This is a genomic window from Pseudomonas sp. NPDC079367, assembly GCF_044542195.1.
Taxonomy (GTDB): Bacteria; Pseudomonadota; Gammaproteobacteria; order Pseudomonadales; family Pseudomonadaceae; genus Aquipseudomonas.
Genome location: NZ_JBITTW010000018.1, coordinates 1 through 26133, shown reverse-complemented (window position 1 = coordinate 26133; position 26133 = coordinate 1). Strand labels below are relative to the sequence as shown.

25 protein-coding genes and 2 pseudogenes are annotated in these 26133 nt (G+C 59.1%); 22 read left to right on the top strand and 5 right to left on the bottom strand.

Going from position 1 to position 26133, the window contains the following annotated elements:
* Positions 1–30 precede the first annotated feature (30 nt).
* The 4 genes from secA (at position 31) to ACIGDJ_RS15890 (ending at position 5860) form a co-directional block, all read left to right on the top strand.
* Positions 31–2772, top strand: a complete 2742-nt coding sequence (gene secA / locus ACIGDJ_RS15905; protein ID WP_397504571.1) for a preprotein translocase subunit SecA — start codon at positions 31–33, stop codon at positions 2770–2772.
* Positions 2773–2893: 121 nt separating this feature from the next.
* Complete coding sequence (gene argJ, locus ACIGDJ_RS15900; RefSeq protein ID WP_101155722.1) at positions 2894–4111, top strand: bifunctional glutamate N-acetyltransferase/amino-acid acetyltransferase ArgJ; 1218 nt, start codon at positions 2894–2896, stop codon at positions 4109–4111.
* Positions 4112–4289: 178 nt separating this feature from the next.
* Positions 4290–4922, top strand: coding sequence for a glutathione S-transferase family protein (locus ACIGDJ_RS15895; protein ID WP_101155724.1), 633 nt, complete (start codon positions 4290–4292; stop codon positions 4920–4922).
* Positions 4919–5860 carry a Nudix family hydrolase gene (locus ACIGDJ_RS15890; protein ID WP_101155726.1) on the top strand — a complete coding sequence of 314 codons (942 nt, stop codon included), beginning with the start codon at positions 4919–4921 and terminating at the stop codon, positions 5858–5860. The genes ACIGDJ_RS15895 and ACIGDJ_RS15890 overlap by 4 nt, the downstream gene beginning before the upstream one ends.
* A gap of 127 nt (positions 5861–5987) precedes the next feature.
* Here ACIGDJ_RS15890 and ACIGDJ_RS15885 read toward each other — a convergent pair whose 3' ends face one another.
* From ACIGDJ_RS15885 to ACIGDJ_RS15875, 3 genes are read right to left on the bottom strand one after another with little or no spacing between them, the layout of a single operon-like run.
* The gene (locus tag ACIGDJ_RS15885; RefSeq protein ID WP_101155728.1) at positions 5988–6563 is read right to left on the bottom strand and encodes a cob(I)yrinic acid a,c-diamide adenosyltransferase; all 576 of its coding nucleotides are present in this window, start codon (positions 6561–6563) and stop codon (positions 5988–5990) included.
* Positions 6564–6566: 3 nt separating this feature from the next.
* Positions 6567–8603 carry an ATP-binding protein gene (locus tag ACIGDJ_RS15880; RefSeq protein WP_397479453.1) on the bottom strand — a complete coding sequence of 679 codons (2037 nt, stop codon included), beginning with the start codon at positions 8601–8603 and terminating at the stop codon, positions 6567–6569.
* Positions 8604–8648: 45 nt separating this feature from the next.
* Positions 8649–9566, bottom strand: a complete 918-nt coding sequence (locus ACIGDJ_RS15875; protein WP_397479454.1) for a putative 2-dehydropantoate 2-reductase — start codon at positions 9564–9566, stop codon at positions 8649–8651.
* A 140-nt stretch (positions 9567–9706) separates the two neighbouring features.
* Between ACIGDJ_RS15875 and ACIGDJ_RS15870 the strand changes: the two genes are divergently transcribed.
* Both ACIGDJ_RS15870 and ACIGDJ_RS15865 read left to right on the top strand, forming a co-directional pair.
* Positions 9707–10192 (top strand): YajQ family cyclic di-GMP-binding protein, encoded by a 486-nt coding sequence (locus ACIGDJ_RS15870; RefSeq protein ID WP_016773491.1) that lies wholly within the window; start codon positions 9707–9709, stop codon positions 10190–10192.
* Between the two features lie 153 nt (positions 10193–10345).
* Positions 10346–11188 (top strand): mechanosensitive ion channel family protein, encoded by an 843-nt coding sequence (locus tag ACIGDJ_RS15865; protein ID WP_016773492.1) that lies wholly within the window; start codon positions 10346–10348, stop codon positions 11186–11188.
* Between the two features lie 225 nt (positions 11189–11413).
* Here ACIGDJ_RS15865 and ACIGDJ_RS15860 read toward each other — a convergent pair.
* Positions 11414–12686 (bottom strand): annotated as a pseudogene (locus ACIGDJ_RS15860) (OprD family porin).
* An 889-nt stretch (positions 12687–13575) separates the two neighbouring features.
* On the opposite strand from ACIGDJ_RS15860, the gene ACIGDJ_RS15855 reads away from it, so the two are divergent.
* A complete protein-coding gene (locus ACIGDJ_RS15855; RefSeq protein WP_397479455.1) occupies positions 13576–14001 on the top strand; it encodes an HIT family protein in 426 nt (141 codons plus the stop codon).
* A 3-nt stretch (positions 14002–14004) separates the two neighbouring features.
* Positions 14005–14211, top strand: coding sequence for a SlyX family protein (locus ACIGDJ_RS15850; RefSeq protein ID WP_039758193.1), 207 nt, complete (start codon positions 14005–14007; stop codon positions 14209–14211).
* A gap of 65 nt (positions 14212–14276) precedes the next feature.
* On the opposite strand, the gene ACIGDJ_RS15845 is transcribed toward ACIGDJ_RS15850, so the two are convergent.
* Positions 14277–14879 (bottom strand): cold-shock protein, encoded by a 603-nt coding sequence (locus ACIGDJ_RS15845; RefSeq protein ID WP_101155738.1) that lies wholly within the window; start codon positions 14877–14879, stop codon positions 14277–14279.
* Between the two features lie 311 nt (positions 14880–15190).
* Here ACIGDJ_RS15845 and ACIGDJ_RS15840 point away from each other — a divergent pair, with 311 nt between their 5' ends.
* From ACIGDJ_RS15840 to ACIGDJ_RS15775, 14 genes and pseudogenes are all read left to right on the top strand, one after another.
* The gene (locus ACIGDJ_RS15840; RefSeq protein ID WP_101155740.1) at positions 15191–15661 is read left to right on the top strand and encodes a Dps family protein; all 471 of its coding nucleotides are present in this window, start codon (positions 15191–15193) and stop codon (positions 15659–15661) included.
* A gap of 181 nt (positions 15662–15842) precedes the next feature.
* A complete protein-coding gene (locus tag ACIGDJ_RS15835; protein WP_101155742.1) occupies positions 15843–16181 on the top strand; it encodes a ribbon-helix-helix domain-containing protein in 339 nt (112 codons plus the stop codon).
* A 130-nt stretch (positions 16182–16311) separates the two neighbouring features.
* A complete protein-coding gene (locus ACIGDJ_RS15830) occupies positions 16312–16533 on the top strand; it encodes an FmdB family zinc ribbon protein (RefSeq protein ID WP_016773499.1) in 222 nt (73 codons plus the stop codon).
* Between the two features lie 98 nt (positions 16534–16631).
* Positions 16632–18407 (top strand): aspartate--tRNA ligase, encoded by a 1776-nt coding sequence (aspS, locus tag ACIGDJ_RS15825; RefSeq protein WP_064365013.1) that lies wholly within the window; start codon positions 16632–16634, stop codon positions 18405–18407.
* Between the two features lie 119 nt (positions 18408–18526).
* Positions 18527–19273 carry a YebC/PmpR family DNA-binding transcriptional regulator gene (locus ACIGDJ_RS15820; RefSeq protein ID WP_034153419.1) on the top strand — a complete coding sequence of 249 codons (747 nt, stop codon included), beginning with the start codon at positions 18527–18529 and terminating at the stop codon, positions 19271–19273.
* 152 nt (positions 19274–19425) lie between these two features.
* Positions 19426–19953, top strand: coding sequence for a crossover junction endodeoxyribonuclease RuvC (gene ruvC / locus ACIGDJ_RS15815; protein ID WP_016773501.1), 528 nt, complete (start codon positions 19426–19428; stop codon positions 19951–19953).
* 114 nt (positions 19954–20067) lie between these two features.
* On the top strand, positions 20068–20676 hold the full coding sequence (gene ruvA / locus ACIGDJ_RS15810; RefSeq protein WP_024014088.1) for a Holliday junction branch migration protein RuvA: 609 nt from the start codon (positions 20068–20070) through the stop codon (positions 20674–20676).
* Positions 20677–21738, top strand: a complete 1062-nt coding sequence (ruvB, locus tag ACIGDJ_RS15805) for a Holliday junction branch migration DNA helicase RuvB (protein ID WP_101155746.1) — start codon at positions 20677–20679, stop codon at positions 21736–21738.
* Between the two features lie 127 nt (positions 21739–21865).
* Entirely contained in the window at positions 21866–22333 is a 468-nt protein-coding gene (ybgC, locus tag ACIGDJ_RS15800) for a tol-pal system-associated acyl-CoA thioesterase (RefSeq protein WP_397504570.1), read from the top strand.
* Positions 22323–23018, top strand: coding sequence for a protein TolQ (gene tolQ, locus ACIGDJ_RS15795; RefSeq protein WP_008080223.1), 696 nt, complete (start codon positions 22323–22325; stop codon positions 23016–23018). The genes ybgC and tolQ overlap by 11 nt, the downstream gene beginning before the upstream one ends.
* 23 nt (positions 23019–23041) lie before the next feature.
* Positions 23042–23494 (top strand): protein TolR, encoded by a 453-nt coding sequence (gene tolR / locus ACIGDJ_RS15790; protein WP_397479459.1) that lies wholly within the window; start codon positions 23042–23044, stop codon positions 23492–23494.
* Positions 23494–24570 carry a cell envelope integrity protein TolA gene (gene tolA / locus ACIGDJ_RS15785; RefSeq protein ID WP_101155750.1) on the top strand — a complete coding sequence of 359 codons (1077 nt, stop codon included), beginning with the start codon at positions 23494–23496 and terminating at the stop codon, positions 24568–24570. Before tolR ends, tolA begins: the two co-directional genes overlap by 1 nt.
* A gap of 17 nt (positions 24571–24587) precedes the next feature.
* Positions 24588–25868: a Tol-Pal system beta propeller repeat protein TolB gene (gene tolB, locus ACIGDJ_RS15780; protein WP_178081141.1), complete on the top strand. Its 1281-nt coding sequence runs from the start codon at positions 24588–24590 to the stop codon at positions 25866–25868.
* A 52-nt stretch (positions 25869–25920) separates the two neighbouring features.
* Positions 25921–26055 (top strand): annotated as a pseudogene (locus ACIGDJ_RS15775) (peptidoglycan-associated lipoprotein); the annotation flags it as partial.
* Positions 26056–26133 lie beyond the last annotated feature (78 nt).

The window sequence follows — 26133 nt, the reverse complement described above, 5'->3', positions numbered from 1 at the left end:
CATCCCTTTAGTGTGGAAGATCCTGCCGATATGTTTGCGCCTTTGTTAAAGAAACTTTTTGGAAGCAAGAACGAGCGTGAAGTCAAACGCATGCTCAAGACGGTGCAGCTCGTCAATGCCTTCGAAGAGCAAATGGTGGCCCTTTCGGACGATCAATTGCGCGCCAAGACCGCCGAGTTCAAGGCCCGTATCGCCAAAGGGGAAACCCTCGACAAGCTGTTGCCGGAAGCCTTTGCCGTAGCCCGCGAGGCCGGCAAGCGTGTGATGGGCATGCGCCACTTCGACGTACAACTCGTTGGCGGCATGACCTTGCACGAAGGCAAGATTGCCGAAATGCGCACCGGTGAGGGCAAGACCCTCGTGGCCACCCTGGGTGTTTACCTCAACGCACTGTCCGGCAAGGGCGTGCACGTTGTGACCGTGAACGACTACCTGGCCCGCCGTGACGCTAACTGGATGCGCCCGCTGTATGAATTCCTCGGCCTGACCGTCGGCGTTGTGACGCCGTTCCAGCCGCCGGAAGAGAAGCGTGCCGCCTACGCCGCCGATATCACCTACGGCACCAACAACGAATTCGGTTTCGACTACCTGCGCGACAACATGGCGTTCAGCATGGATGAAAAATTCCAGCGTGAACTCAATTTTGCCGTGATCGACGAAGTCGACTCCATCCTCATCGACGAAGCGCGGACTCCGCTGATCATTTCCGGTCAGGCCGAGGACAGCTCCAAGCTGTACATGGAGATCAACAAACTGATCCCGCAGCTGGAACTGCACGTCGAGGAAGTCGAAGGCCAGGTCACCAAGGCCGGTCATTACACCGTTGACGAAAAGACCCGTCAGGTCGAACTCAACGAAGCCGGTCACCAGTTCATCGAAGAGATGCTCACCCGCGTCGGCCTGCTGGCCGAAGGCGAGAGCCTGTACTCGGCGCATAACCTCGGTCTGCTGACCCACGTCTATGCCGGTCTGCGTGCGCACAAACTGTTCAACCGCAACATCGAATACATCGTCCAGGACGGTCAGGTCGTACTGGTCGACGAACACACCGGTCGTACCATGCCGGGCCGTCGTCTGTCCGAAGGCCTGCACCAGGCCATCGAAGCCAAGGAAGGTCTGAACATTCAGGCCGAGAGCCAGACCCTGGCCTCGACCACCTTCCAGAACTACTTCCGTCTGTACACCAAACTGTCCGGCATGACCGGTACCGCAGACACCGAAGCGTTCGAATTCCACCAGATCTACGGTCTGGAAGTCATGGTCATCCCGCCGAACAAACCGTTGGCACGTAAGGACTACAACGATCTGGTGTTCCTCACCGCCGAGGAGAAATACGCGGCGATCGTGGCGGACATCAAGGAGAGCATGGCGGCCGGTCGTCCGGTACTGGTGGGTACCGCGACCATCGAGACGTCCGAGCACATGTCCGCATTGCTCGTCAAAGAAGGCATCGAACACAAGGTTCTGAACGCCAAGTTCCACGAAAAAGAAGCTGAAATCATTGCTCAGGCCGGTCGTCCGGGGGCGTTGACCATCGCCACCAACATGGCCGGTCGTGGTACCGACATCCTCTTGGGCGGCAACTGGGAAGTGGAAGTCGCTTCGCTGGAAAACCCGACCCCTGAGCAGATCGCCCAGATCAAGGCTGACTGGCAGAAGCGTCACCAGCAGGTGCTGGAATCCGGCGGTTTGCAGGTGATCGCCTCCGAGCGTCACGAATCGCGTCGTATCGACAACCAGCTGCGTGGCCGTGCCGGCCGTCAGGGCGATGCCGGTTCGAGCCGCTTCTACCTGTCGCTGGAAGACAGCCTGATGCGCATTTTCGCCTCCGACCGGGTGAAGAACTTCATGAAAGCCCTGGGCATGCAGCCGGGCGAAGCGATCGAGCACCGCATGGTGACCAACGCGATCGAGAAGGCGCAGCGCAAGGTTGAAGGCCGCAACTTCGACATCCGCAAGCAATTGCTCGAGTTCGACGACGTCAACAACGAACAGCGTAAAGTGATCTATCACATGCGTAACACGTTGCTGGCCGCTGACAACATCGGTGAAACCATCGCCGACTTCCGTCAGGACGTGCTCAACGCTACCGTCAGCGCCCACATTCCGCCGCAATCGCTGCCAGAGCAGTGGGACGTGGCCGGTCTGGAAGCGTCGATCGAAAGCGATTTCGGCGTGAAGCTGCCGATCCAGCAATGGCTCGACGAAGACGATCACCTGTACGAAGAAACCCTGCGCGAGAAGCTGATGAACGAGCTGATCGCCGCGTACAACGAAAAAGAAGACCAGGCCGGTGCCGAGGCGCTGCGCTCGTTCGAGAAACAGATCGTTCTGCGCGTACTGGACGACCTGTGGAAAGACCACCTGTCGACCATGGACCACTTGCGTCACGGCATCCACCTGCGTGGCTATGCGCAGAAGAACCCGAAGCAGGAATACAAGCGCGAGTCGTTCACGCTGTTCTCCGAACTGCTCGATTCGATCAAGCGCGACTCGATCCGTGTGCTATCGCACGTTCAGGTGCGCCGTGAAGATCCGGAAGCCGAAGAACAACGTCTGCGTCAGGAGGCCGAAGCGCTGGCGGCTCGCATGCAATTCGAACACGCCGAAGCGCCGGGGCTGGATCAGCCGGAAGCGTTGGGTGAAGAGGTTGATGTGGCGCTGGCCGCCGCTGCTGCCCCGGTTCGCAACGAGCAGAAGCTGGGCCGCAACGAACTGTGCTACTGCGGTTCGGGCAAGAAATACAAGCATTGCCACGGGCAGATCCAGTAAACCCCGTTTCAATCGCTGAACACCCGCGCCGCGACCGGCTCCTGCCGTCGCGGCGTTTTGCCATTTATTTCACCGTCCTTTTCCGTGGCGGTGCTGACATCATTGAGTAAGGAGCGCATTCATGGCTGTTGGTCTTGGTCCTTTGCCAACGTTGCACCCGGTTGCCGGTTTTGAACTCGGTATCGCCTCGGCCGGCATCAAGCGCCCGGGGCGCAAGGATGTGGTAGTGATGCGCTGCGCTGAAGGTTCGACCGTGGCTGGGGTGTTCACCCTGAACGCTTTTTGCGCCGCGCCGGTGATCCTGGCGAAAAAGCGCGTGCACAACGCCGTGCGGTACCTGCTGACCAACACCGGCAATGCCAACGCCGGCACCGGCGAGCCTGGCTTGGCCGCTGCCGAGCGCACCACCGCTAAGTTGGCCGAGCTGACCGGCGTCGATGCCAGCCAGATTCTGCCGTACTCCACCGGTGTGATCGGCGAGCCGCTGCCGGTCGAGAAAATCGAAGGCGCACTGCAAGCCGCGCTGGACGACCTTTCAGAGAACAACTGGGAAGCCGCTGCCACCGGCATCATGACCACCGACACCCTGCCCAAGGGCGCCAGCCGCCAGTTCGAGCATGACGGCGTGACCATCACCGTCACCGGCATCAGCAAAGGCGCCGGCATGATTCGCCCGAACATGGCGACCATGCTCGGTTACATTGCCACCGACGCCAAAGTCTCCCGCGACGTTTTGCACAACCTGATGCTCGACGGCGCGAACAAGTCGTTCAACCGTATCACCATCGATGGCGACACTTCGACCAATGACTGCTGCATGTTGATCGCCACCGGTCAAGCCGCGCTGCCGGAAATCACCCGCGCTGAAGGCGAGCTGTTCGCCAAGCTGAAACAAGCGGTGTTCGACGTGTGCATGGACGTGGCGCAGGCCATCGTGCGTGACGGTGAAGGTGCAACCAAGTTTGTCACTGTTGAAGTGAATGGCGGCGGCAACCACCAGGAATGCCTGGATGTCGGTTACACCGTGGCCCACTCGCCGCTGATCAAGACTGCGCTGTTCGCCTCCGATCCGAACTGGGGCCGCATCCTCGCCGCCGTGGGCCGTGCCGGTGTGCCGGACCTGGACGTGAGCAAGATCGACGTGTTCCTCGGCGACGTGTGCATCGCCAGCCGTGGCGCCCGCGCCGCGTCCTACACTGAAGCTCAGGGCTCGGCGGTAATGCAGCAGGAAGAAATCACCATCCGCATTGAACTGGGCCGCGGCGATTGCAGCGAAACCATCTGGACCACCGACCTGTCGCATGAATACGTGAAGATCAACGCTGAATACCGGACTTGACCTGAAAGGTGGGAGCGGGCTGCTGGCCTCTTCGCGAGCAAGCTCGCTCCCACAGTGGTTACGGCCGTTCACAAATGTTGTGTTCACCTCAAAACCTGTGGGAGCGAGCTTGCTCGCGAAAGCGGAGGTTCCGACACAATAAATCTTGAAGTTTCCTCTGACGAAAAGGCGCCACACCATGTCCCTGCACCTGATCATCGGCGACAAGCTGCTTTCCTCCTGGTCCCTGCGCGCAGCTCTGGCGCTGGAGATGACCGGCGCCCCCTACAGCGAAGAGCTGATCAAACTCGGCAAGCCCGACACCCGCGAGCGCCTGCTCAAGCATTCGCCGACCGGCAAGGTGCCGCTGTTGCAGACCACGCGCGGCACCATCGCCGATTCGCTGGCGATCGCGGAATACCTCGCCGAACAGTTCCCGTCCGAGCAACTCTGGCCGAGCGATACCTTCGCCCGGGCCCAGGCCCGCTCCGCCTGCGCGCAGATGCACAGCGGCTTCTTCGCCATGCGCAACCACATGCCGTTCAACCTCAGTCAAGACGCGCCGCTGAACCCGGTGCCGCCGGAAGTGAAGGTCGATATCGAACGCATGCTCGCGCTCTGGGCTGAATGCCGCGCGGCGGCCACGGAGGAAGGGCCGTACCTGTTCGGTCGCGTCAGCCTCGCTGATGCTTATTTCGCGCCGATCGCCGTGCGCCTGCGCACCTATCAGGTGAAGTTGCCGGCAGTCGACGAAGCTTATGTCGAAACCGTCTACCAGTGGCCCGCCTTCAAAGCATGGCAAAAGGCTGGATTGGAGGAATTGCACCCGTGAAACGCGTCCACGTCGCCGCTGCCGTCATTCGTGACGGCGCCGGCAAGATCCTGATCGCCCGCCGCGCCGACACTCAGCATCAGGGTGGCTTGTGGGAATTTCCCGGTGGCAAGGTCGAGGCGGACGAGTCAGTCGAATCGGCACTGGCTCGCGAGCTGCACGAAGAGCTGGGCATCGTCGTTGACGCTGCCCGGCCGTTGATCAAGGTTCGCCACGATTACCCGGACAAACAGGTCTTGCTGGATGTCTGGGAAGTGTCGGCGTTCAGCGGTGAACCCCATGGCGCTGAAGGTCAGCCATTGGCTTGGGTCACTGCCAGGGAACTGATCGACTACGAGTTCCCGGCGGCCAACCAGCCGATCGTCGCGGCGGCGCGCTTGCCTGCCGAATATCTGATCACGCCGGAAGATCTGGAAGGACCGGCCTTGTTGCGCGGCATTCAGAAGGCGATTGCCGGCGGTGCCAAACTGATCCAGCTGCGCGCCCCCAACGGCTACGACCCGAAATACCGCGACCTGGCGGTCGACGCGGTGGGCCTGTGCGCGGGCAAGGCGCAGTTGATGATCAAAGGGCCGTTCGAATGGCTCGGTGATTTCCCGTCTGCTGGCTGGCACATCACCGCTGCGCAACTGCGTAAATACGCTGCAGCGGGGCGTCCGTTGCCGGCCGAGCGCTGGCTCGCGGCGTCGTGCCATAACGCCGAAGAGCTGACGCTGGCCGAGCAGATGGGCGTCGACTTCGTCACCCTCTCGCCAGTGCAGCCGACGCTGACGCACCCGGACGCACAGCCGTTGGGTTGGGAGCAGGCTGCGGCATTGATTGAGGGTTTCAGCAAACCGGTGTTTCTGCTCGGTGGAGTCGGGCCGGCGGAGCGCGAAAAAGCCTGGGGTGTCGGGGCGCAGGGCGTGGCGGGGATTCGGGCGTTCTGGCCTGATTGAGTGTCAAGGCTGCTGGCCCATTCGCGAGCAAGCCCGCTCCCACATTCGACTGCATTCCAACTGAAGGAAAACGGACAACTGTGGGAGCGGGCTTGCTCGCGAAGGCGTCCTTCACATCACTGCAAATTTAAGGTTTTGCAGCCGGCTGCCACAAAATCTCCGCCACCCCCTGGCGCCGCGCAATCAACCGCGCCGCGACAAACAGCAAATCCGACAACCTGTTGATATACGCCAGGCCAACCCCGGCCAACGGCTCCGACGCATTCAAATGCTGGCAGCGTCGCTCGGCACTGCGTGCCAGACTGCGGCAGACATGCGCCTGTGCGATCAGCATCGAGCCACCCGGCAAGATGAAATTCTCCAACGGCCCCAGCTCTTCATTCCAGACATCGATTGCCGCTTCGAGGCGCTGGATTTCGGCCTCGTTCAATGCCTGATATGCCGGCATTGCCAGTTCACCGCCAAGGTCGAACAAGCGATGCTGACACGGCGCCAACACCTCAATGATTTCATTCAGCCCTGGGTGCATTCCACGCTCGGCGAGCAATCCGGCCAGCAGCACGCCGACCTGACTGTTCAGCGTATCGACCTCGCCGATCGCCTCGATGCGCGGGTGATCCTTCGGTACGCGGCGGCCGTCACCGAGGCCGGTTTCGCCTTTGTCGCCGGTGCGGGTGTAGATCTTCGACAAGCGAAAGCCCATGGGTTACCTCGGTAGTGAATTGGTTTCGGTGGTCAGCGGCGCAGGTTGCGCCAGCGGCAGACGCAGGGTGAAGCAAGTGCCCTGGCCGGGCGCCGACTGCACCTCCATCTGACCTTTGTGGTTGTTGGTGATGATGAAGTACGACACCGACAACCCCAGGCCGGTGCCCTGGCCGATTTCCTTGGTGGTGAAGAACGGCTCGAAGGTGCGCTTGCGCACGTTCTCGCTCATGCCGATGCCGTTGTCCTCGACCTGAATCTCGGCCCATGGCGGATTGAGCCTGGTGCGCAGAATGATCCGTCCCGGTTCGCTGTCATCTTCGCGCTGATGAATGGCCTGGGCGGCATTTTTCAGCAGATTGAGCAGCACCTGTTCCAGCTCGTTGGCGGTGCCCGGCACCGGGCCGAGGGCCGGGTCGAACTGACGAATGATCGCCTGGCCCTTGAAGTCGAAGCCGATGGCCAGATCGAAGTCGTTGCCGGCGATTTCCACGGCTTGATCGATCAGCGCCGGCAGATCGCACGGCGCCATTTGCCGGGTGCTGCGGCGGCTGAAGCTGAGCATGTGTGTGACGATTTTCGCCGCGCGGGCGCCGGCCTGTTGAATGCCATCGAGCAACTGCGGTACTTCGCGGCCCTGCAGGTAACGATTGACCGCATCCAGTTCGATACCCAGTTGTTCGGCGGTCTCGATGTTCTTCGGCAGATCCGCCGACAGACGCCGGCGAATGTTCTGCACGTTGTGCAGGATCGCGCCGAGCGGGTTGTTGATCTCGTGGGCCATGCCGGCCGCGAGGCCACCAACCGACAGCATCTTCTCCGACTGCACCATCATTTCTTCCAGCGACAAACGCTGAGTGATGTCGTCGATACGGATCACCACGCCACGGCCGGCACCGCCCATCAGCGGATAAAACGTCAGCGCGTAATGCTTGGGTTCATCGTCCTTGAACCAGGTCACCCGGTCGACTTTGGCCACGGTGTGCTGTTCGACGGTGGCCTTGAGCTGCGGCAGAAATGGCTTGAGCGGTTCGAAGGCGAGGAAGATCGGCTGATTCAACGCCTCGTCCAGGCGCGTGCCGGAAAGGGCGCTGGCTTCCTGGTTCCACTGGGTGACGTAGAGTTGCTCGTCGAGGGCGATCAGCGCCGAAGGCATCGAGTCGATGATGCTGTTGAGGTAGTTCTGGAAGCCGGTGAGCTTCTTCTCGATCTTGCTGCGCACCTGGACTTCAAGTTCGAGTTTTCGGTTGGTGTGGCGGGTTTCCTCGGCCAAGCCTTGCGCCTGGTCGTAAGCAGCTTGCGAGTCGTCGCGGGCGCGTTTCAGTTGCTGCTCGCGGGCTTCGATGCGCGAGAGCATAGTGTTGAATGCCTCGGCCAGACTGCCGATTTCGTCGTGGTTGCCGCGCGCGGCGCGCAGGGCGTAGTTCTCTTCGCGGGTAACCTGTCGCGACAGCTCCTCCAGCTGATGAATCGGCCGGGTGATCAGACGTTTGATCTGCCGGGCAATCACCAGCCACAGCAGCACGCTGAAAATCAGGATGCCGAGGCTGGCGGTCAGGGTGCCGGTGTAGAACGCCATCGGCAGTTCGCTGCTGGCCACCAGCAACAGATGTCCCGGCGCAGCACCGGGGCGGGGCAGGGTGATCAGTTGATTGCTGCGAAACTCGGTCAGTTGCCAGGCTTCGACATGGCGGTAGCGTTCGGGAAGACTGAGTTTTTCGCCGCGCTGCACTTGCGCCAGACGTTCACCCTTGCCGTCGTACAGGGCGGCGGCGCGCAGCGGTGAATAACTGTCGAGTTCCTTGAGCAGGCGCTCGGCGCTGCGCGGCGACTCAAGCGCATCGCTGACCAGGCTCGGATTGGCGATCAGTCGGCCGATGGTCTGCAGCGCCTGTGGCGCCATGCTTTCCTGGGAAATATAGTAGGCGGCGCTGATGAAGGTCAGGTTGGCGACCAGCAGAACCGTGGTCAACAACACCAGCAAGGCGGCCAGCAGTTTCTGGCCGACCGGCAGGTTTTCAAGGCGCTCGCGCAATGGCATCAGGTTTATCGCTGCAAGGGAACAAGTGGTCAGCCTAGCGGCTGCTCAGTCGCTGGGCAATCCGCGCTTGCGCAGATGCGCCACCAGACGTTGCTGTAATTGATGCAGATGCGGCAGATGCAACTGATGGCGCTCGGCAACCTTGCAGGCGTAACCCAACAGATAGCTGATCTCGGTGCGGCGCTGATTGGCGACGTCTTGATGCATCGACGAGTAATTGGCAGCGGTGGCGTGGATCACCCGTTCGACTTCCGCTTGCAGGTTTTGCGCCGCAGCCGGCTGGCCGCAGCGTTCGAGCAGTTCGGCCAGTTCGGCGCAGAGCGTGGCGACTTCGCAGTGATGCTCTGCCAGCCCGCCGTTGCGGCAGTCGTGGAGCACGGTCAGCGGATTGATCGCGCAGTTCAGCGCCAGTTTGCGCCACAGCCGGGTGAGGATGTCAGCGTTCCACTCATGGGGAATGTTCGCCGCTTGCAGATCGTCCAGCCAGACCGGCGCCAGCGGATTTGCCGCATCGCCCAGCCAGTTGAAGCCGTGGCCGGCAAACACCACGCGCCAATCGCCATCGCGAAACGCGCCCTCGGTGCTGGAGGCGCTGATGCAACGCGTGTGCGGCACGCGCGCGGCGACGGCGTCCTGACTGCCGAGGCCGTTCTGCAAGAGAATCAGTTCGGCGTCCGGCGCGAGGCGTGAAGCGAGGCGGGCCACGCCTTCTTCGGCATCGTAGGCCTTGCACGCGACCAGCAAACGCCGAATCGGCTCGGGGCTGTCCGGGGTTTCGCCGGGAACTGCATAGGTATGAGCTTGTCCGTTTTCTACCAGGGTTAATCCGCCGCCCGCCGTATAGCTTTGCAAGCGCGCCGCATCGCGCAGGATCAACCGCACGGGCAGGCCGGCGCGGGCCAGACGTGTCGCCCAGAGTGTGCCGAGGCTGCCGGCGCCAAGTACGTGCCAGGTAGTCGACATCAGTTTTTTGCTCGATTGCTTGCAGGCATGTGCGGCTCGCCGTATCGGTAGGAAAAGACCCGTTATAATGAGCCCGATTTTAACCGCAAGCCAAGCGCGCTCCATCCGCATCGAGCGCGCCTTTTTATTGGAGAGATTACATGCCGTCGTTCGACGTGGTATCCGAACTGGACAAACACGAACTCACCAACGCGGTCGAGAACGCCGTGAAGGAACTCGATCGTCGTTATGACCTGAAAGGCAAAGGCAGCTTCGAGTTCAAGGAAAAAGACCTGACCGTCAGCCTCACCGCCGAAGCGGCTTTCCAGCTCGAAGCGATGATCGAAATCCTCAAGCTGGCGCTGACCAAGCGCAAGATCGACGTGCAGTGCCTCGAGGTCAAGGACGCTTACGCTTCCGGCAAGCTGATGAAGCAGGACGCCATCCTCAAGGAAGGCATCGACAAAGAGCTGGCGAAGAAGATCGTCGGCCACATCAAGGAAGCCAAATTGAAAGTGCAGGCCGCTATTCAGGGCGAGCAGGTACGTGTGACCGGCAAGAAGCGCGACGATTTGCAGGAAGCCATCGCGGCCCTGCGTGCCAAGGAATTTGGCATGCCGCTGCAGTTCAACAACTTCCGCGACTGACTTCGATCGGATGACTTGTGGGAGCGAGATTGCTCGCGAAAGCGGTGTGTCAGGCGATTCATTAGCTCAATGACCTATCGCTTTCGCTAGCAAGCTCGCTCCCACAGTTGTTTTTGAATACACCCCGGGAAGCCGGAAATCAGGAGATAGAACATGGATTTGAATGCGGAAGTGGACCACCTGGTCAAGGCGTCCCAGGCGTGGATCCCGATGATCATGGAATACGGCAGCCGCGTACTGCTGGCAGTGATTACCCTGGCCATCGGCTGGTGGCTGATCAACAAGGTCACGCAAAAGCTCGGCGGTCTGCTCGCTCTGCGCAATGCCGACCTCGCGCTGCAAGGTTTTATCAGCAGCCTGGCCAACATCATTCTCAAGGTGCTGCTGATTGTCAGCGTCGCGTCGATGATCGGCGTCGAAACCACCTCGTTCGTCGCGGCCATCGGTGCTGCCGGTCTGGCGATCGGTCTGGCCTTGCAAGGCAGCCTGGCCAACTTCGCTGGCGGTGTGCTGATCCTGCTGTTCCGCCCGTTCCGCATCGGTGACTGGATCGAAGCCCAAGGTGTAGCGGGTACCGTCGACAGCATCCAGATTTTCCACACCGTGCTGCGTACCGGCGACAACAAGACCATCATCCTGCCCAACGGCAATCTGTCGAACGGCATCATCACCAACACCAACCGCCAGCCAACGCGCAAAGTCGTGTTTGATGTCGGCGTGGATTACGAGGCGGATCTGCAGAAAGCCCGTCAGGTATTGCTGGATCTGGCCAAGGATCCCCGCGTCATGCAGGACCCGGAACCACAGGCGGTGATTTCGACATTGGGTGATAGCTCGATCACGGTTTCCCTACGTGTCTGGGTCAAGACTGCGGACTATTGGGATGTGATGTTCATGTTCAATGAACAGGCGCGGGATCGTTTGAAGGCGGCGGGGATTGATATTCCATTTCCGCAGCGGGTTATACGTGTAGTGCAGGAATCTGCCACGCAGTAATCGTCTTTTAAGTTGGCCTGGGAGTCAGCAACTAATATCAAACCCGAGCAGTGTGCATACTCTCGGGTTTTTTATTGGCGTGATAAAACTATGCTGGCTAATAAGTAGCTGGCTAATGTTTGTCTGTTTGATCAGTTATTCATCCATAAAAAAAACCGCCCTCCTGATTCAGGAGGGCGGTTTTGTTAGAGCAGAGCTCTACAGTACGTCAGCTTCGCAACCTTATTAGAGGATGCTCAGTGGATATTCAACGATCAAACGCAGGTCGTTGTTATCACCACCGTTGTAAGAAGTGTTGGAGCGATACCAGGCGCTACGCAGGCGGAAAGACAAGTCTTTCGCTGGACCGTTTTGCATAACGTATTTGGATTCGAAGTCCAGTTCGTGCTCTTTGCCCTCTTCAGCGCCGGTGCTGATGTTGTCACCTTTGATGTAACGGGTCATGAAGCTCAGACCAGGTACGCCGAAGGTAGCCATGTTCAGGTCATAACGGCCCTGCCACGAACGCTCGTCTGCACCGTTGAAGTCAGAGTACTGCACGGAGTTGGCGAGGAAGATAGTGCCGCCGCCGTCCACGCCGTACACGTAACCGGTGTCACCGCTGGAGCGCTGGTGGGCGAGGGTGAATTTGTGCGCGCCGATGCTGTAAGCAGCGCTAAGGGACCAGATGCGGTTGTCGATGTCGCCGGACAGGTCTTGACCCTGGCTCTTGCTCTTGTACCCGTTGAAATCGAAGTTCAGAGACTGTTCGTCGTTGATCGGCAGGGTGTAGTTCAGGTTGACGTATTGCTTCTTGAAGTGGTCTTCCACGTCGGATGCTGCAACACCGGCTACAAAACTGTCGGTGAACTGATAGGTAGCACCGGCGATGTCAGCGGATTTCAGGCCACCTTCAACGATGGAGTCACGACCCATCTGGCTTTGCGCGCTCAGCGCGGTAAAGCGACCAGCGCTCAGTTCCAGGCCCGGGATCTCTTTGGATACGAGCATGGTGCCGGTAGCGGTCTCAGGCAGCAAGCGGCTGTCGTCGGTGGAAAAAAACCGGGCTGGCGACAAACTGGTTACCGTATTTCAGGACGGTGTCGGAAAGACGGAACTTGACTGCTCCACCGCTTTTCGACTGAGTATCTTCAGCTCTGCCGTCGCTATCGGCAGCGAACAGACCGTTGCCAGTGCGGCCGCGTCCAGTGTCCAGCTTGATGGAGCCAAGACCGAAAGCGTCAACACCTACACCGATGGTACCTTGGGTGAAGCCGGACTCGTAAATGGCATGCATGCCGATACCGGTTTCTTCACGATAGCCCTGGCGCTCACCCGACGGGCTGCTTTTCAGGTTTTCGTTCTTGAAATCACGGTTCATATACAGCATGCGAGTCTTGACGCTGAAGCTGCTGTCTTCAACAAAACCTTTGGCTTCATCCTGAGAAGACGCCATTGCGAACTGCGAGGTGCCTGCTGCAACAGCCAGGGCGATCATGCTCCACTTCATCACGCGCATCGTGATTTGCTCCTTTGGTTTTTAGAAGAGTACTGCCGTCCCACCTGTTTTATTATCTGGGCGGCTCTTTCTTTTTGTGTCGGCGCAAACTTATATCACGCCGACATTGTTGGCGATACTTGCGAAATCAACCTTTCAGCTTCTTTACGGCGTTGTCGCAAAAGGAGCGCTGGATGTCGCAAATTCACAGTACCGATACAGCCGGACTGACAACTTTCTCGCTGTTTAGGGGCCTTTTTGCATCGGTAAAAAAGAGTCCCTGGCAAAACACTTGAATCTCCATCGGGCAACCCTGCCACTGTTTTTATTGGATGCCGGCGACCGATTCCAATGGTGCGCTTATAGTCCATGCGATTACGAATGCAACAAGCGTGCACAAACCGCAAAATCGGTGCGGTTATTTTTGGTTGTGGCGCCTGCGTATGTGAAAACCTTGTGAAAACGGGCTCTCGGGCCCGCTTTGTCCCGGCCTTGACGAGAGTCTCTCTATGGTGTTGCAACGCACCAAAGGCGCGCATGACAACCAAAAACGTTACCGGTTCACCCCGTAGTGAGTATTTGGCGGATGCCTGACCCAATGAGCGTAGACGGTGTGTGCATTTTTGGTGCAAAAAATTCATGATCGGGTCTGCGGAAATCTGCCGGCGACTGAGTCCAGGCTCACCATATCAGGGGTTTTCATGCGCCTCTTCGCGTAAAGGCTCATGTCCGGGGCTGTGTTGGTGCGCAAATGAAACAAATGTCCCAAGTCGGAGCGTTGGGCAATTAACTGTCGGGGCTGGCGTGAAGGCCACTGCATTCGCAGGTATGCTGCGGTTCTGTCGCTTGGCGCGCTGCTCTCGGGAGCCGCCGCAAAGCTGAGATATAGGATCAGCCGGGAGTACGTACAGTGTTTGCTTTGGATTCACGACTTCAACAGGACACCCTGGTTATCGGCGACTTTGCGTTGTGCCGGCTGTTGCTGTCCAACGACAGCCATTACCCGTGGTTCATCCTGGTGCCTCGTCGCGAGGATATAAGCGAGTTGTTTCAGTTGGATGTCGCCGACCAGCAGCAGCTCTGGCGGGAAACCACCACGCTGGCCGAGTTGCTCAAGGATTCGTTCGACGCCGACAAGCTGAACGTGGCAACCTTGGGCAACGTTGTCAGCCAATTGCACATGCATGTCATTGTGCGCAAACGTGATGATGCTGCCTGGCCGGCGCCGGTCTGGGGCAGGCACCCGGCCAAGCCGTACAGCGCGGAACAGGTAGCAGCCATTCGCGAGCGCTTGCGTCTGGTGCTGACCGAAGAATTCACCTTTGTGGAGGGCTGAGTCATGAGCCTTGAAGAGCGCGTAACCGATCTGGAAAGCCGTCTGGCCTTTCAGGATGACACCATTCAGGCATTGAACGATGTGCTGGTGGCGCAGCAGAAAGTCATCGAGCGCCTGCAATTGCAGATGGAAGCACTGATCAAGCGTCACGAAGAAATGGTCGGGCAGTTCGGTGCTTTTGAAGAAGATGCGCCACCGCCGCATTATTGAGTCATTCGACAGGCACAAAAAAACCGCGAACAGCCAGGCTGTTCGCGGTTTTTTTTGGCTTTGGATCAGCGACGCGGCAGAGCGGCGATCACGTCCTCGGCTTGCAGGCCTTTGTCTCGGTTCATCACCGAGAACTCAACGCGCTGGCCTTCGACCAGAACGCGGTGGCCTTCGCCACGGATGGCGCGAAAGTGCACGAAAATATCATCGCCGGAATCCCGCGAGATAAAGCCGAAACCCTTGGAAGTGTTGAACCACTTCACGGTGCCGGTATCGCGATTGCTCATGTCATAGCTGGTCGGCGCAGCGGCCGGTGACGACTTGTAGAAGCTGATGGCCAGGTGCAGCACCACGGCAACCAGGGCGATCACCAGGCTGAACAACACGGCCGGCTGGCCAGCGATGACCGGCATCGGCGCGATCAGGGTCAGGGTTTGCAGGACGACGGTCAGTACCAGCAGGGCGCTGACCAGATTTTGCAGATGCTGGCGCGGGCCTTTGTTCCAGTAGGGAATCACTGGAGCGATGACCAGGTTCAGTAGGCCGAAAAAGGCCAGGTAGAGTGCATCGGGCTGTTGCAGGTAAGGAACGGCTTCGGCTTTCAGGCTGGGTATGAACGACAGCAGCAAGGCTGCTGCGCCCATTAGCAGGTGGACGATTTTCAACATTTTGATTGGCTCACGTTATGACGGCTCACAAGGAAGAGCTGAAGGCGCACGGTTCGCTTCAGGACAAAATAAGAGGCGGTGGACACGTACACGGCATCAGCCTATGCGCAACACCCCGGAAAATGGGGCATGGCGACACGCTGCCTATTTAACAGCAAAGCCTGCGGCTACTCAAATCAGCCCGGCCAGCGGCAGAGAAACGGGCGATTTGTCGCAGCCTGATCACGGATTCATAGCTGCGGGCGTGAGCTCGCCTTGCTAAAGTGATGTCCAACCTGCTGGATGAACTCAACCACTGTTAGGGGGTAAGCATGGCTATTGATATCGGTATCAGTGAAGAAGACCGCAAATCCATCGTCGAAGGGCTGTCGCGACTGCTGTCGGACACCTACGTGCTGTATCTGAAAACCCATAACTTTCACTGGAACGTCACCGGTCCGATGTTCCGCACGCTGCATCTGATGTTCGAAGAGCAGTACAACGAATTGGCGCTGGCCGTCGATTCGATCGCCGAGCGCATCCGCGCACTCGGCTTCCCGGCACCGGGTGCCTACGCAACCTACGCACGCCTGTCTTCTATCAAGGAAGAGGAAGGCGTGCCGAGCGCTGAGGACATGATCAAACAACTGGTCGAGGGCCAGGAAGCGGTGACCCGCACCGCACGCGGCATCTTCCCGCTGCTGGACAAGGTCAGCGATGAGCCGACGGCTGATCTGCTGACCCAGCGCATGCAGGTGCACGAGAAAACCGCGTGGATGTTGCGCGCGCTACTGGAGCAATGATCCGGCCGCTGCGGACGGCTTGAGGCCGTCCGCACGCTGTCCAGACTCTTACTGTTGTCGTTGGCTTATCCTACGAGGCTGGTCAACAAGTCGTATGGCGATAACTTTGTCACTGGGTTTTTATGAGGGCGCAGGATGTTGCCTTATAAATCAGCAGTCATGGCAAAGGAGTGTCAACGCTATGGTAGAAGCAGACAGGCGAAGCGACAGGATGTCGGCTTCGCGGCACGTAATAAAAGTCGACCCGTTTGTCAGCGGGTTCGACATGAATCTGATCCGGCCGTTGTCGCGTTCCATTCGGCTCAACGGTTTTGCGACCTGCCTGCGACTCGAGCAGGTCTACTGGAACATCCTCGGCGGCATGGCCGAGGACAATCACTGTTCTATCAGCACACTGCTGTCGCACGTCGACCGTGAGGTGCATCTGCGTCACGGTGGGGTGAAGAACTTCAGTGCGCTGGTGCGGGTGGTATGCGTCATGAACGGAAATAAAGACCTCGCAACCGCAGTTTCGCGCTGAAACGGCTGTTGCAACGAGGTTGCGGCCTGTGCAGTGTTACGGCTGCACAGGGCGCATTTAATCGATATAATCCCGCGCTTTCGCCGCAAAGCCCTGCGCGCGGCAGCAATCTGATCGCCGAGACACCCCCATGCCAATGTACGATTACCAATGTGCTTCCTGTGGTCATCAGTTGGAAGCCATTCAGAAGATCAGCGACGCACCGTTGGTCGACTGCCCTGCCTGCCAGGCGCCCGAACTGAAGAAACAGCTGTCCATGCCGGGTTTTCGCCTCAGCGGCAACGGTTGGTACGAAACCGATTTCAAGACCGGAGCCAAGAAGAATCTGGCCGGTGGCGACAAAGCTGACTAGGGTTCAAACCCTGACCGAACGACACGCGTGAGTGGCCGCCTTGCTTTAAGGCGACGGTTACTCCACCGAATTTCGAATTACGAGAAGCGAACGACACCATGATGCGCAGCCACTATTGCGGCCAACTGAACGAAAGCCTGGAAGGCCAGGAAATTACCCTTTGCGGATGGGTTCACCGTCGCCGCGACCACGGCGGGGTGATTTTCCTCGATATCCGTGATCGTGATGGTCTGGCCCAGGTGGTATTCGATCCGGATCGCGCCGAGAGCTTCGCCGCCGCCGATCGCGTGCGCAGCGAATACGTGGTGAAGATCACCGGCAAGGTGCGTCTGCGTCCGGCCGGTGCGACCAATGCCAACATGGCGTCGGGCATGATTGAAGTGCTGGGTTACGAGCTCGAAGTGCTGAACGAGTCGGAAACCCCGCCGTTCCCGCTCAACGAGTTCTCCGACGTCGGCGAAGAAACCCGCCTGCGTTATCGCTTCCTCGACCTGCGTCGTCCGGAAATGGCCGAGAAGCTGCGTCTGCGTTCGCGCATGACCACCAGCATCCGTCGCTTCCTCGACGAGAACGGTTTCCTCGACGTCGAAACGCCGATCCTGACCCGTGCCACCCCTGAGGGTGCGCGTGACTATCTGGTGCCGAGCCGTACCCACGCCGGTTCGTTCTTCGCGCTGCCGCAATCGCCGCAGCTGTTCAAGCAACTGCTGATGGTTGCCGGCTTCGACCGTTACTACCAGATCGCCAAGTGCTTCCGTGACGAAGACCTGCGTGCCGACCGTCAGCCGGAATTCACCCAGATCGACATCGAGACCAGCTTCCTCGATGAAAAAGAGATCATGGGCCTGACCGAGCAGATGATCCGTAACCTGTTCAAGGAAGTGCTGGATCTGGAATTCGGCGAATTCCCGCACATGACCTTCGAAGAGGCTATGCGCCGCTACGGTTCGGACAAGCCGGACCTGCGCATTCCGCTGGAGCTGGTCGACGTTGCCGACCAGTTGAAAGAAGTCGATTTCAAAGTGTTCAGCGGCCCGGCCAACGATCCGAAATGCCGTATCGCCGCACTGCGCGTACCTGGCGGGGCGAGCATGCCGCGCAAGCAGATCGACGATTACACCAAGTTTGTCGGCATCTACGGTGCCAAGGGCCTGGCGTACATCAAGGTCAACGAGCGCGCTGCCGGTGTTGAAGGCCTGCAATCGCCGATCGTGAAGAACATCCCCGAAGACAAGCTCAACGTGATCCTCGATCGCGTTGGCGCAGTCGATGGCGACATCGTGTTCTTCGGTGCCGACAAGGCCAAGATCGTCAGTGAAGCCCTGGGCGCGCTGCGCATCAAGCTCGGTCACGACCTCAAGCTGCTGACCTGCGAGTGGGCGCCAATGTGGGTCGTCGACTTCCCGATGTTCGAAGAAAACGACGACGGCAGCTTCTCCGCGCTGCACCACCCGTTCACCGCACCGAAGTGCACCCCGCAAGAGCTTGAAGCCAACCCGGCCGGCGCACTGTCTCGTGCGTACGACATGGTGTTGAACGGCACCGAGTTGGGCGGCGGTTCGATCCGTATTCACCGCAAGGAAATGCAGCAAGCGGTATTCCGCCTGCTGGGCATCAACGAAGCGGAACAGGAAGAGAAGTTCGGCTTCCTGCTCGACGCGCTGAAGTACGGCGCACCGCCGCACGGTGGTCTGGCTTTCGGTCTGGACCGTCTGGTGATGCTGATGACTGGCGCCCAGTCGATCCGTGAAGTGATCGCCTTCCCGAAAACCCAGAGTGCTGCCGACGTGATGACGCAGGCTCCGGGCGTAGTGGATGCCAAGGCATTGCGCGAGCTGCACATTCGCCTGCGCGAAACGCCAAAGGCTGAGTAAGACGGGCCTGAAGGCGCATCTTCGGATGCGCCTTTTTTCTTTCTCAGGTCGAATTTTTCAATTGCCGGTCGCTGCACCCGCAGGGCGGGCAAGGTTTCAAAGAGCATTCGGAGCAAGTTATGGCAGGTCATTCCAAGTGGGCAAACATCAAGCACCGCAAAGAACGTCAGGATGCCAAGAGGGGCAAGATCTTCACCAAGTGGATCCGTGAACTGACCGTTGCGGCGCGTCAGGGTGGCGGTGATCCGGGTTCCAACCCGCGTCTGCGTCTGGCCCTGGACAAGGCGTTGAGCGCCAACATGAGTCGCGACATCATTGATCGCGCCGTTGCGCGCGGCGCCGGTGCCACCGAAGCGGACAACGTTGAAGAACTGACCTACGAAGGCTACGGCCCGGGCGGCGTGGCGGTGATGGTTGAGTGCATGACCGACAATCGCAACCGCACCGCTGCGGCTGTGCGTCACGCGTTCAGCAAGTGCGGCGGCAACCTCGGCACCGACGGTTCGGTGGCCTACCTGTTCGAGCGCAAAGGCCAGATCAGCTTCGCCCCGGGCGTTGATGAAGACGCACTGACCGAAGCGGCGCTGGAAGCCGATGCCGATGACGTGGTCACCCATGAAGACGGTTCGATCGACGTGTTCACCTCGTTCACCAGTTTCTATGCAGTGCGCAACGCGCTGGAAGCGGCCGGGTTCAAGGGCGACGACGCGGAAATCGTCATGCAGCCGACCACCAGCGCCGAACTGGATCTGGAAGGTGCGGAGAAGGTGCTCAAGCTGATCGACATGCTTGAAGACCTGGATGACGTGCAGAACGTTTATTCCAACGCGGACATTCCGGAAGACGTCGCTGCTCAGCTGGGCTAGGAGCGACTAGGATTGAATGTGGGAGCGGGCTTGCTCGCGAAGGCGGAGTATCAGCAACAGCGTTGCTGGATGACACTCCGCTTTCGCGAGCAAGCCCGCTCCCACATTGGTAATTCGCTGTTCTGAATTTTTTTGCTCTTACTGCAGGCGTTATGACTCTAATTCTTGGTATCGACCCCGGTTCGCGCATTACCGGTTACGGGATCGTCCGCGATACCGGGCGTGGCGGCTGCATCTACGTGGCCTCGGGCTGCATTCGCACCGGCTCCGGCGAGCTGCATGAGCGCCTGCAAATCGTCTATCGCGGCGTGCGCGAGATCATCAAGACCTACGGCCCGGTGACCATGGGCATCGAAAAGGTGTTCATGGCAAAAAACGCCGACTCGGCGCTCAAACTCGGTCAGGCGCGCGGCGCTGCGATTGTTGCCGGCGCTGAAGAGTGTCTGGAAATCGCCGAGTACACCGCCACGCAAGTCAAACAAGCGGTGGTCGGCACCGGTGCGGCCAATAAGGAGCAGGTGCAGATGATGGTCATGCACATGCTGAAGCTGACCAGCAAACCGCAGATCGACGCCTCCGACGCCTTGGCTATCGCCATTTGCCATGCGCACACACGTTCAAGTCTGCTGCCGCACGGTCTGGGAACCGCACGCAGTCGTGGCGGGCGCCTGCGTCTCTGATAGCATCAGCATCAATTTTCCTGAAAGTGACGTTGCGGTGCCTGTGTTGCCGGCGCGCAAGCCACCTTCACTCGTCGCCAGCCCACGGCTGGCCAGCGCTCAAGGATTCAAAACGTGATTGGACGCTTGCGCGGCACCCTGGCTGAGAAACAGCCGCCGCACCTGATTCTCGATGTAAACGGCCTCGGCTATGAGGTGGAAGTGCCGATGACCACCCTTTATCGTCTGCCGTCGGTCGGTGAACCGCTGACCCTGCACACCCATTTGGTCGTACGCGAAGACGCGCAATTGCTCTATGGTTTTGCCGGCAAGCGTGAGCGAGACTTTTTTCGCGAGCTGATCCGTCTCAACGGTGTCGGGCCGAAACTGGCGCTGGCGCTGATGTCGAGCCTGGAAGTCGACGAATTGGTGCGTTGCGTGCAGTCGCAGGATACTTCGGCCTTGACCAAAGTGCCGGGGGTTGGCAAGAAGACCGCCGAGCGTTTGCTGGTCGAATTGAAAGATCGCTTCAAGGCCTGGGAAACTTCCCCGGCAATGTTCGCGCTGGTGCCGAATCAGCCCGACGGCCCGGCGCCGGTCAACAGCGCCGAGACCGATGCGGTCAGCGCATTGATCTCCCTGGGCTACAAGCCGCAGGAAGCGAGCAAGGCGATTTCCGCGATCAAAGACAAGAACCTGAGCAGCGAAGACCTGATCCGCCGCGCTCTGAAGGGAATGATTTAAGTGATTGAAGCTGATCGTCTGATCGCCGCCGCGCACAGCCCGCGTGAGCGCGAAGAAGTCCAGGACCGGGCGATTCGTCCGGTCAGTCTGGCCGACTACATTGGCCAGCCGACCGTGCGCGAGCAGATGGAACTGTTTATTCAGGCTGCCCGTGGCCGTAGTGAATCCCTCGATCACACCTTGATTTTCGGCCCTCCGGGGCTGGGCAAGACGACGTTGGCGAACATCATTGCCCAGGAAATGGGCGTGTCGATCAAGAGCACCTCGGGGCCTGTGCTGGAACGCCCGGGTGATCTGGCCGCGTTGCTGACCAATCTTGAGCCGCACGACGTGCTGTTCATCGACGAAATTCATCGTCTGTCGCCAATCGTTGAAGAAGTGCTGTACCCGGCGATGGAAGATTTCCAGCTCGACATCATGATCGGCGAAGGGCCGGCGGCGCGTTCCATCAAACTGGATCTGCCACCGTTCACTCTGGTCGGTGCGACCACCCGCGCCGGCATGCTGACCAATCCGCTGCGTGATCGCTTCGGTATCGTCCAGCGCCTGGAGTTTTACAGCACCGCGGATCTGGCGACGATTGTCAGTCGTTCGGCGGCCATTCTCGGTCTGCCGCTGGATCCGGAGGGTTCGTTCGAAATTGCCCGGCGCGCCCGTGGCACTCCGCGAATAGCCAACCGTTTGCTGCGTCGAGTCCGCGACTTCGCCGAAGTCCGCGCCAAGGGACATATCACCAAGTCGGTAGCGGATCTGGCGCTGAACCTGCTGGATGTCGACGAACACGGTTTCGATCACCAGGACCGACGTCTGCTGCTGACCATGATTGAGAAGTTCGACGGCGGTCCGGTAGGTATCGACAGTCTTGCAGCGGCGATCAGCGAAGAACGCCACACCATTGAAGACGTGCTCGAGCCCTATCTGATCCAGCAGGGCTACATCATGCGCACGCCACGGGGCAGGGTAGTGACCCGACATGCGTATCTGCATTTCGGTTTAAACATTCCGTCACGAATGGGCGAAATGCCCTTGGCAGACGATTTTCTTGATGCCGCAGACGATTGATACACATTTGTTGGTGATTTATTCAGGGTTTGTATTGTCAGACGACGGTACTTTTGCGGTAAAGCTCTGAAACCACGAAAAACAGTTGCCTGGCCGGATTGGCAACCTGAGGAGTAAGCACTAGAGTATGCGCGCGCAAAACGGGCTTGAGCCGTTCGCACATCGTTGTCGCGTTTATTACGAGGACACCGACGCGGGCGGCATCGTGTATTACGTTAATTACCTCAAGTTTATGGAACGGGCTCGAACCGAACGGCTACGGGAACTGGGCTTTGCCCAATCGCAGCTTGCTGGAGAGGACCTGTTGTTCGTCGTGCATTCCAGCGAAGCGCGCTACCACGCGCCGGCGCGACTGGACGACGAACTGCTGGTAAGCGCTGATGTAACCGAATTGAACCGTGCCAGCCTGCGCTTCAGACAGCAGGTCAGGCGGGCCACGGATAATGTGCTGCTCTGCGAAGGGCAGTTTTTGGTGGCCTGCGTGCGCACCGACAGTTTGAAACCCCGGGCCCTTCCCGAAGACCTGCGTGCGGCCTTCGCCGACGCGGTCGGCCCGGGTACACACTCAAAGCAGGAGATAAAGCGTGGAAGCTAACGTCGTCGACCATTCCTCCATGTGGAGCCTGGTCAGCAATGCCAGCATCGTGGTGCAGTTGGTAATGTTGACCCTGGTGGCCGCATCGGTGACCTCATGGATCATGATCTTTCAGCGCAGCAACTTGCTGCGTGCCGGTCGACGCGCCCTGGAGAGCTTCGAAGAGCGCTTCTGGTCGGGTATCGATCTTTCCAAACTGTACCGTCAGGCTGGCAGCAATCCTGATCCGGATTCGGGCGTGGAGCAAATCTTCCGCGCCGGTTTCAAGGAATTCTCCCGCCTGCGCCAGCAGCCAGGCGTCGATCCTGAAGCGGTAATGGAAGGTGTGGCCCGTGCCATGCGCGTGGCCATTTCGCGTGAAGAAGAAAAGCTCGAGCAGAGCCTGCCGTTCCTCGCCACTGTTGGTTCGGTCAGCCCGTACATCGGTCTGTTCGGTACCGTCTGGGGGATCATGAACTCTTTCCGCGGTCTGGCCAGCGCTCAGCAAGCGACCCTCGCCACCGTTGCTCCAGGTATCGCCGAAGCCCTGATTGCCACCGCGATCGGCCTGTTCGCCGCGATCCCGGCGGTCATCGCTTACAACCGTTTTGCTGCCCGCAGCGAAACCTTGCTGGGCCGCTACTACACCTTCGCCGATGAATTCCAGGCGATCCTGCACCGCAAAGTGCACACCAGCGAAGAATAAGCAGGTATTTCCCGATGGCTTTAATCGCTCGAGCTCGCAAAAAGCGCAAGCCGGTCGCCGAGATGAACGTAGTGCCCTACATCGACGTGATGTTGGTGCTGCTGGTCATCTTCATGGTGACCGCGCCGATGCTCAATCAGGGCGTGAAAGTTGATCTGCCCAAGGTTTCCAGCGAAGCCTTGCCGCAGGACAACAACACCCAGGTCCTGACCATTTCGATCAAGGCTGACAAGACCTACTACTGGAACCTTGGCAGCGAAGTCGACACCGAGAAGCAACAGGACAGGGCCATGACCCTGCCGCAAATGACTGACGCGGTGACCAAGATCATTCGCGCCGGCACCGAGAGCGGCAAACGCACCCAGGTGTTCATTCGTGGCGACAAGACTGTCGACTACGGCGCCGTCATGGGTGCCATGGGCGGGTTGCAGAAAGCCGGGGTCGGTAACGTTGGTCTGATAACCGAGGCCCCCTGATGCAGCAACAGCGAGAGCCGTCCGCCTCGGAAAGCTACTTCTGGCCCAGTGTTCTGGCGATTGTCCTGCACGTGCTCGTGTTCGGCATGCTGTTCGTCAGTTTTGCCTTTACGCCCGAACTGCCGCCGGCCAAGCCGATTGTCCAGGCGACTCTGTATCAGCTGAAATCGAAAAGTCAGGCCACTACCCAGACCAATCAGAAGATTGCGGGTGAGGCGAAGAAATCCGCCGCGCGCCAGACCGAAGTCGAACAGATGGAACAGAAAAAGATCGAGCAGGAAGCGGTGAAGGCGGCGGAACAAAAGAAAGAGGACGCGGCTCAAAAGGCCGAGGAGGCCAAGAAGGCCGACGAGGCGAAAAAAGCGGACGAAGCGAAAAAGGCTGATGAAGCCAAAAAAGCCGACGACGCGAAGAAAGCCGAAGCGAAAAAGGCCGAAGAGAAACAATTGGCTGATATAGCCAAGAAGAAGGCTGAAGACGAAGCGAAAAAGGCTGCTGAGGAAGAGGCGAAGAAAGCCGCTGCCGAAGAAGCCAAGAAAAAGATCGTCGAAGACGCGAAAAAGAAAGCCGCCGAAGACGCCAAGAAGAAAGCTGAAGCTGAAGAGGCGAAGAAGAAAGTCGCCGAAGACGCGAAGAAGAAAGCTGCCGCCGATGCTGCGAAGAAGAAAGCGCAGGAAGCTGCACGTAAATCCGCTGAAGACAAAAAGGCTCAGGCCCTGGCAGATCTGCTTTCCGACACGCCGCAGCGCCAGCAGGCCTTGGCCGATGAGCAGGGTGACGAAGTCGCCGGCAGTTTCGATGACCTGATTCGCGCTCGCGCAGCAGAAGGCTGGGCTCGTCCTCCTTCGGCGCGCAAAGGCATGACGGTCGTGCTGCAAATCGGCATGTTGCCGGACGGTACGGTGACTTCGGTCACCGTGGCCAAGTCCAGTGGTGACGGTCCGTTCGATGCCTCGGCAGTTGCGGCAGTGAAGAATATTGGACGTTTGACAGAAATGCAGGGAATGAAGCCGAGCGATTTCGCTCCGTATCGTTCATTCAAGATGACATTCACACCTGAGGATCTAGCCTTGTGAGAAACCTTCTTCGAGGAATGCTGGTCGTGATCTGCTGCATGGCAGGGATCGCGGCGGCAGATGAAAAGAACATTCTGGTCACCAGCGGTAGCGATCGGGCTACTCCGATCGCGGTCGTACCGTTCGGCATGCAGGGCGGCGCGGTGCTGCCTGACGATATGGCGGAAATCATCGGTAACGATTTGCGCAACTCGGGCTATTACTCGCCGATTCCAAAAGCCAACATGATCAGCCAGCCAAGCCAGCCGAGCGAAATCATCTTCCGTGACTGGAAGGCGGTGGGGGCCCAGTACATGATGGTCGGCAGCATCGCTCCGGCAGGCGGTCGCCTGCAGGTGCAGTGGGCACTGTTCAACGTTGCCACCGAACAGAAAGTGGCCGACGGCAGTGTTTCCGGTACTACCGATCAGATTCGCGATATGGCGCACTTCATTTCCGATCAGTCGTTTCAGAAGCTGACCGGTATTGAAGGAGCTTTCTCGACTCGCCTGCTGTACGTAACGGCTGAGCGTTTCTCCGAGAAAAACACCCGATACACCCTGCAACGCTCCGACTATGACGGCGCGCGTGCAGTAACTCTGCTGCAATCGCGCGAGCCGATCCTGTCGCCGCGTTTCGCACCGGATGGCAAGCGAATTGCCTACGTGTCGTTCGAACAGAAGCGTCCGCGCATCTTCATGCAGAACATCGACACCGGTCGCCGCGAGCAGATCACCAACTTCGAAGGCCTCAATGGCGCGCCAGCCTGGTCGCCGGATGGTAACCGCCTGGCGTTCGTGCTGTCGAAAGACGGTAACCCGGACATCTACGTAATGAACCTCGGTTCGCGTCAGATCACCCGTGTGACCTCTGGCCCGGGCATCAACACCGAGCCGTTCTGGGGCAAGGATGGTTCGACCATTTACTTCACCTCGGACCGTGGCGGCAAGCCGCAGATCTATAAAACCAGCGCCAGTGGCGGTGGTGCCGAACGTGTGACGTTCGTTGGCAACTACAACGCCAACCCGAAACTGTCGGCTGATGAAAAGACTTTGGTGATGATTCATCGTCAGGATGGCTTCACCAATTTCAAGGTGGCAGCTCAGGATCTGCAGCGGGGTAGTGTAAAGATCCTCACTGATAGCACTCTGGACGAGTCGCCTACTGTTGCGCCCAACGGCACCATGGTAATCTACGCCACCCGCCAACAGGGCCGGGGAGTCTTGATGCTCGTGTCCATTAATGGACGCGTGAGGCTCCCGCTTCCTACCGCTCAAGGCGAAGTCAGAGAACCGTCCTGGTCCCCTTACCTGAAGTGAGCGGGCGCTACACGTTTTACTTAACACACTGGGGTTCATTAGGAGTTTCACGATGGAAATGCTGAAGTTTGGTAAATTTGCTGCGCTGGCTCTGGCCATGGCTGTAGCTGTAGGTTGCTCGTCCAAAGGCGGCGACAACGCCGGTGAAGGCGCTGTTGATCCAAACGCTGGTTACGGCGCAAACACGATGCCACCTGGCTGCGTCTGATTTCCCGTGGCCTTAATCTCGACACTACCTTGCGGGTCACGGTTTCCGGGCCCAGGG

What these genes read in the sequence shown, in the direction of transcription:
- ACIGDJ_RS15865 (WP_016773492.1), top strand. Translation starts at nt 10,346, where the DNA reads ATGGATTTGAATGCGGAAGTGGACCACCTGGTCAAGGCGTCCCAGGCG.
- secA (WP_397504571.1), top strand. Translation starts at nt 31, where the DNA reads ATGTTTGCGCCTTTGTTAAAGAAACTTTTTGGAAGCAAGAACGAGCGT.
- ACIGDJ_RS15870 (WP_016773491.1), top strand. Translation starts at nt 9,707, where the DNA reads ATGCCGTCGTTCGACGTGGTATCCGAACTGGACAAACACGAACTCACC.
- ACIGDJ_RS15880 (WP_397479453.1), bottom strand. Translation starts at nt 8,603, where the DNA reads ATGCCATTGCGCGAGCGCCTTGAAAACCTGCCGGTCGGCCAGAAACTG.
- ACIGDJ_RS15830 (WP_016773499.1), top strand. Translation starts at nt 16,312, where the DNA reads ATGCCAATGTACGATTACCAATGTGCTTCCTGTGGTCATCAGTTGGAA.
- tolB (WP_178081141.1), top strand. Translation starts at nt 24,588, where the DNA reads ATGCTGGTCGTGATCTGCTGCATGGCAGGGATCGCGGCGGCAGATGAA.
- ybgC (WP_397504570.1), top strand. Translation starts at nt 21,866, where the DNA reads ATGCGCGCGCAAAACGGGCTTGAGCCGTTCGCACATCGTTGTCGCGTT.
- ACIGDJ_RS15840 (WP_101155740.1), top strand. Translation starts at nt 15,191, where the DNA reads ATGGCTATTGATATCGGTATCAGTGAAGAAGACCGCAAATCCATCGTC.
- ACIGDJ_RS15845 (WP_101155738.1), bottom strand. Translation starts at nt 14,879, where the DNA reads ATGTTGAAAATCGTCCACCTGCTAATGGGCGCAGCAGCCTTGCTGCTG.
- argJ (WP_101155722.1), top strand. Translation starts at nt 2,894, where the DNA reads ATGGCTGTTGGTCTTGGTCCTTTGCCAACGTTGCACCCGGTTGCCGGT.
- ACIGDJ_RS15835 (WP_101155742.1), top strand. Translation starts at nt 15,843, where the DNA reads ATGGTAGAAGCAGACAGGCGAAGCGACAGGATGTCGGCTTCGCGGCAC.
- tolA (WP_101155750.1), top strand. Translation starts at nt 23,494, where the DNA reads ATGCAGCAACAGCGAGAGCCGTCCGCCTCGGAAAGCTACTTCTGGCCC.
- ACIGDJ_RS15820 (WP_034153419.1), top strand. Translation starts at nt 18,527, where the DNA reads ATGGCAGGTCATTCCAAGTGGGCAAACATCAAGCACCGCAAAGAACGT.
- aspS (WP_064365013.1), top strand. Translation starts at nt 16,632, where the DNA reads ATGATGCGCAGCCACTATTGCGGCCAACTGAACGAAAGCCTGGAAGGC.
- ACIGDJ_RS15875 (WP_397479454.1), bottom strand. Translation starts at nt 9,566, where the DNA reads ATGTCGACTACCTGGCACGTACTTGGCGCCGGCAGCCTCGGCACACTC.
- ruvC (WP_016773501.1), top strand. Translation starts at nt 19,426, where the DNA reads ATGACTCTAATTCTTGGTATCGACCCCGGTTCGCGCATTACCGGTTAC.
- ACIGDJ_RS15850 (WP_039758193.1), top strand. Translation starts at nt 14,005, where the DNA reads ATGAGCCTTGAAGAGCGCGTAACCGATCTGGAAAGCCGTCTGGCCTTT.
- ACIGDJ_RS15885 (WP_101155728.1), bottom strand. Translation starts at nt 6,563, where the DNA reads ATGGGCTTTCGCTTGTCGAAGATCTACACCCGCACCGGCGACAAAGGC.
- ACIGDJ_RS15895 (WP_101155724.1), top strand. Translation starts at nt 4,290, where the DNA reads ATGTCCCTGCACCTGATCATCGGCGACAAGCTGCTTTCCTCCTGGTCC.